Annotated in this window: 9 protein-coding genes; 4 read left to right on the top strand and 5 right to left on the bottom strand. The window is 72.1% G+C overall.

What is annotated here, in order from left to right:
- Nucleotides 1–3: 3 nt before the first annotated feature.
- Nucleotides 4–2,157 carry a type 1 glutamine amidotransferase family protein gene (locus LUZ64_RS24350; RefSeq protein WP_232398739.1) on the bottom strand — a complete coding sequence of 718 codons (2,154 nt, stop codon included), beginning with the start codon at nt 2,155–2,157 and terminating at the stop codon, nt 4–6.
- A gap of 352 nt (nt 2,158–2,509) precedes the next feature.
- Here LUZ64_RS24350 and LUZ64_RS24345 point away from each other — a divergent pair, with 352 nt between their 5' ends.
- A complete protein-coding gene (locus LUZ64_RS24345) occupies nt 2,510–2,992 on the top strand; it encodes a hypothetical protein (protein WP_095583933.1) in 483 nt (160 codons plus the stop codon).
- 50 nt (nt 2,993–3,042) lie between these two features.
- Entirely contained in the window at nt 3,043–3,672 is a 630-nt protein-coding gene (locus LUZ64_RS24340) for a 50S ribosomal protein L25/general stress protein Ctc (RefSeq protein ID WP_095583934.1), read from the top strand.
- Nucleotides 3,673–3,753: 81 nt separating this feature from the next.
- On the opposite strand, the gene LUZ64_RS24335 is transcribed toward LUZ64_RS24340, so the two are convergent.
- Both LUZ64_RS24335 and LUZ64_RS24330 read right to left on the bottom strand, forming a co-directional pair.
- Complete coding sequence (locus LUZ64_RS24335; protein ID WP_095583935.1) at nt 3,754–4,536, bottom strand: VOC family protein; 783 nt, start codon at nt 4,534–4,536, stop codon at nt 3,754–3,756.
- A gap of 254 nt (nt 4,537–4,790) precedes the next feature.
- Nucleotides 4,791–5,846 (bottom strand): NAD(P)-dependent alcohol dehydrogenase, encoded by a 1,056-nt coding sequence (locus LUZ64_RS24330; protein ID WP_095583936.1) that lies wholly within the window; start codon nt 5,844–5,846, stop codon nt 4,791–4,793.
- Nucleotides 5,847–5,979: 133 nt separating this feature from the next.
- Here LUZ64_RS24330 and LUZ64_RS24325 point away from each other — a divergent pair, with 133 nt between their 5' ends.
- On the top strand, nt 5,980–6,855 hold the full coding sequence (locus tag LUZ64_RS24325) for a helix-turn-helix transcriptional regulator (RefSeq protein WP_095583937.1): 876 nt from the start codon (nt 5,980–5,982) through the stop codon (nt 6,853–6,855).
- Between the two features lie 107 nt (nt 6,856–6,962).
- Here the strand turns inward: LUZ64_RS24325 and LUZ64_RS24320 are convergent, their stop codons facing one another.
- Both LUZ64_RS24320 and LUZ64_RS24315 read right to left on the bottom strand, forming a co-directional pair.
- Nucleotides 6,963–8,708 (bottom strand): M4 family metallopeptidase, encoded by a 1,746-nt coding sequence (locus LUZ64_RS24320; RefSeq protein ID WP_095583945.1) that lies wholly within the window; start codon nt 8,706–8,708, stop codon nt 6,963–6,965.
- A 600-nt stretch (nt 8,709–9,308) separates the two neighbouring features.
- The gene (locus LUZ64_RS24315) at nt 9,309–9,731 is read right to left on the bottom strand and encodes a gamma-glutamylcyclotransferase family protein (RefSeq protein ID WP_095583946.1); all 423 of its coding nucleotides are present in this window, start codon (nt 9,729–9,731) and stop codon (nt 9,309–9,311) included.
- 84 nt (nt 9,732–9,815) lie between these two features.
- Here LUZ64_RS24315 and LUZ64_RS24310 point away from each other — a divergent pair, with 84 nt between their 5' ends.
- Nucleotides 9,816–12,158 carry an ABC transporter ATP-binding protein/permease gene (locus LUZ64_RS24310; protein WP_095583938.1) on the top strand — a complete coding sequence of 781 codons (2,343 nt, stop codon included), beginning with the start codon at nt 9,816–9,818 and terminating at the stop codon, nt 12,156–12,158.
- Nucleotides 12,159–12,169 lie beyond the last annotated feature (11 nt).

Here is a 12,169-nt window from a genome sequence, read left to right as displayed (position 1 = left end):
GCGTCAGCCGGTGGTGACGGTCAGCAGGGAGTACTGCGCCACCGTCAGGTCGACCGCGGCCGTGGAGCCGGCGGCCCGCCAGGTGACCGGCTGCGGGGCCGGGGAGGCCGCGTCCGGTGTGCTGACCGTGGCGGCCAGCACCCGCTTGCCCGCGGGGACGGCGACCGAGACCGTACAGGCGGCCGGAGTGGTGCGGAAGGCGGTCGGGGTGTCCTGGCAGTGGGTGAAGTTGACCAGCTGGACGACGGTGTCGTCGCCGAGGGTGCTCACCTCCAGATGGATCCTCCGGTCGCCCGTCAGTGTCACCGCGGGGGTGACTGCCGCCCGGACCGGCGCGAGGAGCTGATCGGCGCTCGGCTGGTCCGTCGAGGCCAGATAGCTCTTGCCGATCAGGTTCCGGACGTAGTGGCAGACGCCTCCGCCGTATCGATTCTCCTTGGTCGCGGGCAGCGGGTCCGCCTTACGGAAGCCGAGCACGTCCGCCAGCGCGTACTCGGCGCGGGCGGAACCGAACCGGTCCAGGCCCGTCGGCGCCGGGCCGGTGATCACGACCGTGCCCCCGCCGGAGACGAAGCCGCGCAGCACCTCGGCCTCCTCGTCCGACACCGCCTGGAGGTTCGGCAGCATCAGCACCCGGTAGCGGGCCAGGTCGTCGGCCGTGAGTCCGGGGCTGGTCACGGTGGTGAACGGGACGTGCGCGTACACCAGGGCCTTGACCGTGCCGCGGAACTCACCCAGCCACGCCTGGGTGGTGCAGCTCTCCTCCGCGCTGCCCGAGCTCCACCAGTCGCCGGCCTTGATCCCGGTCGGCGGCTTGGCGTTGGCGTACATGCCGCTGCCGATCGAATGGCTGACGAAGTCCCGCGACGCCGAGGAGTGGTAGACGCCGACCTCGGCCGACGAGGCGGCGTTGTACAGCTTCTCCTGATTGGCGGCGACGAAGGCGTACATCCTGGTGCGCATCGTCTTGTCGGTCGTCACGTCCTTGAACGGGCTCTTGACCTCGTACGGATTGCAGCCCGCGGCCAGCAGTTCGGCCATCACCAGCGAGGCGTCGTCGGCCTTCCAGCCGTAGGAGAACGCCCACGCCGGCTTGGTGCCGCTGGCCGCCCGCGCGTATTTGTACATCGAGATCAGGCAGGTCCAGTCGGTGGCCGTCGCGTGGCGCATCCCGTCGTAGTTGCCGAGGATGTCCACCTCCCAGACGTGGCTCACGCCCTCGGCCTTGCGCAGGTACGCGCCGTCCAGACCGATCGAGGTGGCGTACTGGTAGTCCATGCTGACCGTCTCGATGAACGTCACCAGGTCCGGGTTGACCGACCGGCCGGCGGCGGCGATGTCGAGCTGCCACTGGTTGAGGTTGGCGTGCCGCCACTCGACGTAGCGGCGGAAGGGCAGGCTGGTGAAGTCGTCCTTCGCGGGCATCGCCAGCCCGGTGTCGGCCCGGAAGGCGTCGGCCGCCCAGGTGGAGCCGTCGCACCAGCTCAGCGCACCGTCGAAGTAGATCGGCACATCCGGCCACACGGCGTCCAGACCGGTCCGCGCCAGCGCCTTGATCCGGCCCAGGTAGAAGTCCCGCCAGGGGGAGTCGGGGCTGACCCAGCAGCTCTCGTCGCCCGGGTCCACCCAGACCACCAGGCTGCCGTAGAAGACGTTCGGCTTGCCGTCCAGGGAGCGCTGCACCCAGGACTTCCCGTCGCCGTCCTTGTAGAACGACTTGCCCTTCTCGCCGCCGATGCTGATCACTTCGAGCGACGGGTAGTACATCACCACACGGATCCCGGCGGCGTGCGCCAGCTCCACAAAGCTCTTGATCTTCCCCAGGTGTTCGGTGAACTCCGCCTCGGTCAGCCAGTGCGAGAGGATCGTGTCGACCTCGATCACATTGACGTTCTGGGCCTTGAGCGCCGTGATGACCGGCTTCATGTCGAGCTGCGGATCGGCGTCCTCGTCGAAGGTGCCGTCGGCCAGCCGGGCGAAGCGGCTCCACTCGGGAAAGGCCGCCCGGGCGTCCGGCGCCGCCGCCCAGGCCGGGCTGTCCAGCAGGTGGTACGGGCCCGGGAGCCCCGGTGCCAGCCGCGTCGCCAGTGCCGCCCCGCCGGCTCCCAGGCCCGCCCGTAAGAGCCCTCGACGGCTGAATCTTCGCATTCCGCTCATGGACTTCCCCTCGTCCTCGCGACGGTGTCTGCACGGTGCCCGCAAAGTCTGCCCGATCCCGCCCCTCCCGGCGGGCGAACGCGTATACGGCGGGAAGCCCTCCGCCCGGCCCCGGGTGCCCTCCGCCCGGCCCCCGGCGCCGCCCGCCCGCTCCCACGGCCGCCGCCGCCCCGGCCGTCCGCCGGCCGGGGGACGGGAACACGTCCGGCCGGGGGAGGACGCCGCCCTCCGGACAATCCCCGCGCCCGGGGATGTCACGGCGGGCCCGGCCACCGCACCCTGGAACCTGTCGCCGCGCATCACGGTGACACCACCGGAACCGAACGGAAACACACGACCTCGGGAGCGAGTTGTGGCGAACCACGCCGAACCGGCCGTCGGCCGGCTCTGGACGGTGCACATCACCACGGACCGGGACCCGGACCGGACGACCATGACGCTCCGGTGCTCCGTGCCCGGATGCCGGCCCGACCCCGTACCCCTGCCCACGCCCACCGCGGCCCGCACGGCGGCGGCCGGCCACCTCGCCGTCCACGGCCACGCGGCCGGGCCCCCGCCGCCGGGCAGCGGCTGCCGCTGCGGGAAGGAGGGCTGCGCCTGGCACGCGTGGACCGTCCCCGGCTGCCGGGGCGAGGCCGTCCGCCAGGTGATCCTGCACACCGACACGGGGCGGCTGTGGCGGCTCGCCGACGTCTGCGAGCACTGCGCGGCCTCGATACCCGACGCCCGCGTCCTGCGGCCGCTCAACACCCGCGCGGCGCCCCGTGCGCACCTTCGGGGCGGTTGTTGGGCCGGATGGAGCAGCGTCGGCGCATACCCCCCGCAAGCTGGATAAACTCCCGGCGCCCTTACAGACAGCTACATCTGGACACGAGGAGTGCCGTCATGGCCGAGGTAAAGCTGACCGCCGAGCCGCGCACCGAATTCGGCAAGGGCTATGCCCGTCGCATCCGCCGCGCCAACAAGGTCCCGGCCGTCATCTACGGCCACGGCGCGGACCCCAAGCACGTGTCCCTCGACGGGCACGCGCTGATGATGGCGCTCAAGACCCCGAACGTGCTGATCAAGCTGGACATCGAGGGCAAGGGCGAGCTCGTCATCCCCAAGGCGGTCCAGAGAGAGGCGCTCCGCGGCTTCCTCGTCCATGTCGACTTCCTGGCGGTGAAGAAGGGCGAGAAGGTCACCGTCGAAGTGCCCGTCCACACCGAGGGCGAGCTGGCCCCCGGCGGCAACCTCCTGGAGCACATCCTCAACGCCCTGCCGGTGGAGGCCGAGGCCACCCACATCCCGGAGGGCTTCACCGTGTCCGTCGAGGGGCTGGAGGCCGGGCACACCATCCGGGCCGGGGACATCGAGCTGCCGCGCGGCTGCTCGCTGGCTGTCGACGAGGACGCCGCCGTCCTCCAGGTGGTGGCCGCGCAGGCCGAGGAGCCCACCGAGGAGGAGGCCGAGGAGGAGGGCGAGCCGGCGGTGGCCGAGGCCGAGGCGGCTCCGGAGGCTCCCCAGGAGAGCTGAGGACGGGGGAGACGCGCGGCCTCCCGCGGGGGCCGGGGGCCGCGCACCCGGGCTGTCGTCAGGTCGCCGGCGGGGCTCCCGTCAGGCCGTCGACGGGGCGGGCTTGATGACGGCGAACGGGGCGCCGAACTGGTCGGCGAGCCAGGCGATCCGGCCGACTTCCGGTACGTCGGCGGCGGGCATCAGCACCGTCCCCCCGTGCTCCTGGGCGGCGGTGACGATCGCGTCGGCGTCCTCCACGGTGAAGTACGGGATCCAGCGCGACTCCTCCTCGTCCCCCCGGGTCGGGGCGAGGCCGCCGAACGAGGCCTCCTGCGGGTCGCCCTCGGCCGTGGACAGGACGCGGTAGGTCATCCCGGGGATCTCCATCTCCTGGCTCCGCCACCCGAACAGCGAGCGGTAGAAGGCGAAGGCGGCCTCGGGGTCGGCGGAGTGCAGCTCGGCCCAGCACAGGCTGTGGGTCTCGGTGGTCCTCTCCAGCCCCTGGACCGCGCCGGGCTGCCAGACGGCGAACTCGGCACCGCCCGGGTCGGTGAGACAGGACATCCGCCCGGCGTCCATCACGTCGAACGGCTCCACCCGGACCCTGCCGCCGCCCTTCTCCACGGCCTTGGCCGTGGCATCGGCGTCGGGCGTCCGGAAATACACCGTCCAGGCCGGGCTCGCGCCCTCCTCCGTGAGCGGGCCGAGCGCCGCCACGGTCCTGCCGTCCCGCTGGAAGAAGCCGTAACCGCCCGCGTCCGGTCCGGCGGACCGGAGGTCCCAGCCGAACACCGCGCCGTAGAACCCGGCGGAGGCCGCCGTGTCGGGGCTGCCGAGGTCGAGCCAGGTGGGCGCGCCGGTCACGAAGTCTGTGCTGAGCATGGTGGAGTGCTCCTTCGACGGTCCTCGCCGGGGCCGTTCCCGCGGGCGCGGCGTGCGGTGTCCCGGGCCGGTTCCCAGTCTGGCACCGGGCACCGGCGACCGCGCGAGGCCCGCCCGCGGCACGCCCCCCGCGTGTGGAGTCGCGCGGGAGCGGCCGGGAGCGGGCCGGAGCCCGCCATGTTTCCCGGCGTCCCGGTGTTCCCGTCACTCGTGGTGTTCGCGGTGCGGAACGGGTGACGGAACGGGGGAACGGATCAGATCGTCGCGGCGTCGATGACGAAGCGGTACCGCACGTCGCTGGCCAGCACCCGCTCGTACGCCTCGTTGATCTGGTCGGCGCGGATCAGCTCGATGTCGGCGCCGAGCCCGTGCTCACCGCAGAAGTCCAGCATCTCCTGGGTCTCCGGGATGCCGCCGATCATCGAGCCGGCGAACGACCGGCGCTGGGTGATCAGCGCGAACGGGGCGACCGGCAGCGGCTGCTCCGGGGCGCCGACCTGGACCAGCGTGCCGTCCGTCTTCAGCAGCCCGAGGTAGGCGCCCAGGTCGACATCGGCGGAGACGGTGTTGACGATCAGGTCGAAGGTGCCGGCCAGGGCCTCGAAGGTGGCCGGGTCGGACGTCGCGTGGAAGTGGGTCGCGCCCAGCCGCAGGCCGTCGTCCTTCTTGCGCAGGGACTGGCTGAGCACCGTCACCTCGGCGCCCATGGCGTGCGCGATCTTCACTCCCATGTGGCCGAGGCCGCCCAGGCCCACGACGGCGACCTTCTTGCCCGGGCCCGCCTTCCAGTGGGCGAGCGGCGAGTACAGCGTGATGCCCGCGCACAGCAGCGGGGCCGCCGCGTCCAGCGGGATGCTCCCGGGTATGCGCAGGACGTAGTTCTCGTCGACGACGATGTGCGTGGAGTAGCCGCCGTGGGTGACCTGGCCGTCGCGGCCGGTGGCCCCGTAGGTGCCGACGCTGCCGAGCTCGCCGGTGCAGTACTGCTGGAGGCCGGCCAGGCAGTTCTCGCAGGTGCGGCAGGAGTCGACGAAGCAGCCGACGCCGACGCGGTCGCCCACCGCGTAGCGGGTCACACCGGAGCCGACCGCGGCCACCACACCCGCGATCTCATGGCCCGGGACGAGGGGGAAGACGCCGTCGTCGCCCCACTCACCGCGCACGGTGTGCAGGTCGGAGTGGCAGATGCCGGCGTACTTGATCTCGATGAGGACGTCGTGCTCACCCGGCTCACGGCGCGGAACGGTGATCCGCTCCAGCGGGGCCTTGGGGGACGGTGCGGCGTAGGCGGGGACAGTGGTGTGGGTCATGGGATCAAGGATGCGGGCGTCCGGCGAGGCTAGCCAGGACCCGGCCGAGACTGGTCTGGGCGTGCCTGCTCTTGCCGTGACTATCCCTGGCAGTACCACCCTGGCCTGCGGAAACGCCCCGCATACTGGGGTCATGGACCAGCGCACCGAACTGAGCGAGTTCCTCCGCTCCCGCCGAGCCCGGCTCAGCCCCGAGGACGTCGGTCTGACGCCGCACGGCGGCCGGCGGCGGGTGCCGGGACTCCGGCGGGAAGAGCTGGCACAGCTGGCCGGCGTCAGCGTCACCTACTACACGCGCCTGGAGCAGGGCAGGGGGCGGAACGTCTCGGCCGGGGTGCTCGACGCCATCGCGGGCGCCCTGCGGCTCGACCGGGCCGAGCGGGACCACCTGACGCACCTGGCCCGCCCGGTCACCCGGACCCGCCGGGCACCCAGCCGCCCGCAGCGCGTCCGCCCGGCCGTGCAGCACCTCATCGACGCCATGGAGGGCGTCCCGGCCTACGTCATGGGGCGGCGGCTCGACATCATCGGCTGGAACCGCATGGCGTGCGCGCTCCTCGGCGACTTCTCCGCCGTCCCCGCCCCGCAGCGCAACATGGCCTGGCAGCTCTTCCTCGACCCCGGCACCCGCGACCTGTACGTGGAGTGGGAGCGCAAGGCGGCCGACATCGTCGCCCTGCTGCGCCTGGAGGCCGGCTGCTACCCCGACGATCCGGGGCTGTGCGCGCTGGTGGGGGAGCTGTCGGTCAAGAGCGAGGAGTTCCGGAGCCTGTGGGCCGCCCACGACGTGCGGGACAAGTGCTTCGGGATCAAGCGGCTGCACCACCCTGTGGTGGGTCCGCTGACCCTCTCCTGCGAGTCCCTGGTGCTGCCCGCCGACTCCGGTCAGCAGCTGATCACCTATCACGCCGAGCCCGGCTCCCCGTCCGCCGAGTCCCTGCGGCTGCTCGCCAGCTGGACCCTGGACCCGGCCGCGCGCACGGAACCGTCGCCGCACTCCGGTACGTAGCCCCCCGGCACGCGGAAGCCCCCGGTACGCGGCCTCCCGGACGCGGAAAGCCCCCGGGGCACCGCCGATGTGGTGCCCCGGGGGACGTCGGTGAGACGCTGCCGAGGTCAGCGCTTGACCGACTCCTTGGGGGTGTTCCCGGCCGTGACGTTCACCGCGGCCCAGGCCCGGTCGACCGCCGCGCGCTCGGTGCTGTTCGCGCCGTACATGTCCGCCGCCGCCTGGAGGGTGGCCGTGCGGGCCTCGTGGAAGTCGGTCGTCGAGACCATGTAGCGGGTCAGGGCGCGGTAGAAGATCTGCTCGGCCTTCTCCCGGCCGATGCCGGTGACCGGCTTGCCGTCGTACGTGGCGGAGTCGTACTCCACGCCGCCGATGGTCTTCTTGCCGCTGCCCTCGGCCAGCAGGTAGAAGGCGTGGGAGGAGACGCCCGAGCCCGCGTGCACCTCGCGGTCGAAGGAGTCGGCGTCCCAGTAGTCGACGGTGCCCTCGAGGACGTCCAGGGAGGGCTTGTCCATGCGGCGCAGGAACTTCTGGTCCAGGCCGAGCTTCTCGCCGAGCAGGTAGTTCGGGGGGTTGCCGGCGTTGTTGGTGCGGAACTCGACTCCGGTGCCGAAGATGTCGGCGAGCGACTCGTTGAGGGAGCCGGCCTCGCCGAACTGGTTCTGCCGCGCGTCGACACGGGTCGGCTGGAAGTCGGCCGTCGCCTCGATCACGCCGTGGCTCAGCTCGTGGCCGGTGACGTCCAGGGCGACCAGCGGCTGCTTGAACGTTTCTCCATCGCCGTCGCCGTAGAGCATGCAGGAGCAGTCGGGGGACCAGAAGGCGTTGGCGACCTTGTCACCGAAGTGCACCAGGGCGTGCGGGCCGGCGCCGTCGTTCTTGATGCCGTCGCGGCCGAAGGTGCTCTTGTAGTAGTCGAAGGTGCTGGTGATGCCGTACTGCGCGTCCACGGCGGCGGTGGCGGAGTCGGTGCCCGTGCCGTTGCCCCAGCGGTTGTCGCCGTCGGTGAACGCCTTGCCCTCGGAGAAGTAGTTGAGCTCCTTGCCGCCGGCGTCACGGGTCTCGCCGCCACCGCGGCTGGGGTCCTTCAGTACGAAGGAGTCCTTGGCGGTCTGCGTGGTGACGAGGGGGACGGTGCCGGCGAAGAACGAGGCGCCGCTGCCGTCGGCCCGGGCCGGGAAGCCCGCGTCGGGCTGGGCCTTGCGCGGCGGGGTGGCCTTCGGGCCGGTGCTGGGGCCCGCCTGCTTGCCCAGGCCGCGCAGCTTGGTCTTGAGCTTGGGGGAGATGAAGGCGTCGGTCAGCGGGGTGTCGCTGAGCACCGTGCCGGAGGTGGCGTCCACGACCACGGAGTGGAGGCCGCCGGTCTCCTGGGTGCGGCTGTCCGTGACGGTCACCCGGTAGGCCAGGACGGACTTGCCGCCCCGGACGTCGACGACCAGTTCGGTCTTCGCGGCGGAGCCCTTGGCGGCGCCGGCGGCCTTGGCGGCGGCCTGCGGCGCGGTCAGCTTGGGGGTGACCGAGGAGAGGGAGACCTTGTGCTGGATGGCGCGGGTGACGCCCAGGTAGTTCTGCTTGGCGTCGAGGTGGACGACGAGGTCGCCGCCGACGACGGGGACGCCGCGGTAGACGCGGGTGAAGCGGACGTGCCGCTTGCCCTCCGGGTCGACGAGCGTGTCCTTCACCTTGAGGGTGTCGTCCTTGCCGACACCGGTCTCGGTGGCGTGCGAGACGGCGGCGGCGCTCGCCGCCTTGATGAGCGAGGCGTTGGCTGCGGTCCGGGCGGCGGATATGGAGGAGGCGCGCGCCGACTCCTTGACCTCGTCGGGCGTGGCCGCGACGGCGGTGCCCGCCATGGTGGCGGCGGCCACCACGGCGACGGCGGCGGTGAGTATTCGTCTGTGGTTCGTGGGGGATGTACGCACTGTTCAGCGCCCTTGTCGTGAGGGCGGTCCGGGACGGGCCCGCCGCCTGCATGCGCGCGGTGCCGTCTCCGGCGAACCGCGGGAACCTGTGGTCCCGCGGAGGACTCTGCCCTGATTGGCATGCCCACGAAAAGCGGAAATTTCACAATGTCCGTACAGTTGATCAACTGTTTACATTGAACAAACGGACGGTGAGGGAACGGTGACGTGCCGTCGACTCGCAGGTGAAGACGTGTCAACTCCAGGGGAGGTTGACGTCTCGCGGGAACTGCTCACGATGTGAGACGGGGAGTGGGGATTTCCCTAAGGGCGCGCCTGCGGCGGGCTTTTTCCCCAGCCCCGCCCCTTCCCGAAGCATCCGATGTGCGGCTCCGCCGCGTGGCGGGGCTCCGCCCCGGACCCCGGTCCTCAATCGCCGGACGGGCTGAAAATCAGCCCGTCCGGCGATTGAGGACATTCGGGAAGGGGCGGGGTGGGGAAAAGACCCCGCACAGCGGCACCCGTCACACCGCACCCGTCACACCGCACCCGTCACACCGGCCAGCGACCGCCCGGGATCCGCGTCCCCACCGCCCGCAGCCGCCGCGCCACCTCGTCCACCGCCAGGTACACCCAGGCACGGGCGGTCCCGCCGCCCTCCGGTAGCACCGGGCGCTCCACCCGGACGTAGTGCCGCCCCGGCCCGCCGGGCAGGCACCCCTCCAGCCGGTCCAGCGCGGCGAGCACCCCGTCGTGCTGGTCCGCCGCCAGGAACACCAGGTCGCCGAAGATCTCGCCGGTCGCGTCCGGCACCGCGTACGGATAGCCCGGACCCTCGAAGAGCACCGCGCCCCGCATCCGGGCCGGCTCCTCCGCGACCGTCCGCCCCCGCAGGAAGGCCGTGTGGTTCCGCTGACCGGGACGCAGCGTCCCGTAGACGAACACCGGCAGCCGCTCGCGATCCGCGCTCACCAGGCATCTCCCTCCACCGGCCCGGCGCGCGCCGAGGTCACGGTCGCCGGAAGGCGGGGGCGCGCTGCCCGCCGTAAAATACCGGGTATGGGAGAGCGGCCGGTCGCGCCCTCCGCCCCCGAACTCGTCGTCGAGGCCGATGGCGGCTCGAAGACGATGAGCCCGGGCCGGAGCTATCAGGTGGGGCGCGATCCCCTGAGCGACATCGTGCTGCGGGACGCACGGGTCTCGTGGCACCACGCGGTCCTGCGCCCCGTGGGCGACCACTGGAGGGTGGAGGACACCGGCAGCACCAACGGCACCTGGACCGACGGTCACCGGGTGCGCGCCGAGGACGTCGGCCCGGGCAGCGTCATCCGCTTCGGCAACCCCTCCGACGGCCCCGCCGCCGTACTCAAAGGAGCGGCCCCGCCCCCGGCGCGCCGTCCCTCGTCCGTGTCACTGCCCGCCGCCACCGGCACCTTCCGGCAGCCCACCTCCGTACGCCCGCTGCCCTCGCGCACCGTCCGTATCGGCCGCGGCGCCGACAACGACCTCACCGTCGACGACCTCGTCGTCTCCCGCAGGCACGCCGAACTGCGCGCCCTGCCGGACGGCGGTTATGAGATCGTCGACCTCGGCAGTCACAACGGCACCTACCTCAACGGCAGCCTCGTGCACCGGGCACCGGTGCGCCCCGGCGACATCATCGGCATCGGACACTCCGCCTTCTGCCTCGTCGGCGATCAGCTCCAGGAGTACGTCGACACCGGCGAGGTCTCCCTCGACGTCCAGGACCTCACCGTCCAGGTGGACAAGGGCCGCAGGACGCTGCTCGACGACGTCTCCTTCCCCGTGGGCGCCAAGTGCCTCCTCGCCGTCGTCGGACCGAGCGGCGCCGGCAAGTCCACCCTCCTCAACGCCCTCACCGGGCTGCGCCCCGCCGACCGCGGCACCGTGCTCTACGACGGCCGCGACCTCTACCGCGACTACGCCGAGCTCCGCGCGCGCATCGGCCTCGTACCGCAGGACGACATCCTGCACACCCAGCTCAGCGTGCGCCGCGCCCTCGGCTACGCCGCCGAGCTCCGCTTCCCCGGCGACACCGCGAAGGCCGAACGCCAGGCCCGGGTCGACGAGGTGATCGGCGAACTCGGCCTCCAGCAGCGCGTCGGCCAGCCCATCCACAGCCTCTCCGGCGGCCAGCGCAAGCGCGTCAGCGTGGCGCTCGAACTGCTGACGAAGCCCTCCCTGCTCTTCCTCGACGAGCCCACCTCCGGCCTCGACCCGGGCATGGACCGCTCCGTGATGACCATGCTGCGCAAGCTCGCCGACGACGGCCGCACCGTCATCGTCGTCACCCACAGCGTCCTCAGCCTCGACCTCTGCGACAGGCTGCTGGTCCTCGCCCCCGGCGGCCGCACCGCCTACTACGGCCCGCCGGAGGAGACACTCCCGTTCTTCGGCCAGCCCCGCTGGCCCGAAGCCTTCGAGGCGTTCGAGAACGACAAGGACCGGGACTGGGCGGGCGACTACCGCGCCTCGCCGCAGTACCGGCAGTACGTCAGCACCGCCACCGAACAGCCCCACCTCGGCGAGGTCCCCGCGCCCGCGCCCGCCCCCGCGCCGCTGAAGGCCCAGAGCTGGGGCGCCCAACTGCGCACCCTCGTGCGCCGGTACACCGCCGCGCTGACGGCCGACCGCACCTTCCTCGCCATCATGATCGCCCTGCCGTTCGTCATGGGCGCCATGGCACGGGCGCTCGCCGGCAGCCGGCTCACCGGCGACACCGCGATGAACGCCCTGATGATCCTGTGCGTCGGCGGCGTCCTGACCGGCGCGGCCAACGCCGTCCGCGAACTGGTCAAGGAACGGGCCATCTACCGCCGCGAACGGGCCGTCGGCCTGTCCCGGTCGGCCTATCTGATGTCGAAGATCGTCGTCCTCGGCCTGATCACCGTCTGCCAGGCCGTCGTCCTGACCCTCGTCGGCCTCTTCGGCGTCGACACCGCCGCCCCGGGCGGCAAAGGCGTCCTCCTGCCACCGCTCGCCGAGATCACCCTGGCCGTGGCGCTGCTGTCCTTCACCGCCATGATGCTCGGCCTGCTGGTGTCGGCGCTGGTGAGCAAGGAGGAGGTCACCATGCCGCTGCTGGTGCTCCTCGCGATCGTCCAGGTCGTCTTCTGCGGCGCGTTCCTCGTGCTGCACGGCGTGCCCGGCCTGGAGCAGTTCTCCTGGCTCGTGCCCTCGCGCTGGGCGATGGGCGCGATGGCCGGCACGATCGAGCTGGAGCGCATCCTCCCGACCAAACAGACCGCCGACCCGCTCTTCGACCACAGCGCGGGCGTCTGGCTGCTCGACATGGCGATGATGGTGGTCCTCTCGGTCGTCATCGCTCTGGTCGTCGCGCGGCTGCTGCGCCGCCAGGAGCCCGCCGTCATGCGGAAGTGAGGGGCCGCCGC

This window comes from Streptomyces albireticuli, from assembly GCF_021228125.1.
Taxonomy (GTDB): Bacteria; Actinomycetota; Actinomycetes; order Streptomycetales; family Streptomycetaceae; genus Streptomyces; species Streptomyces albireticuli.
The sequence above is the reverse complement of the archived record's forward strand: the minus strand, read 5'-3'. Positions and strand labels throughout refer to the sequence as shown.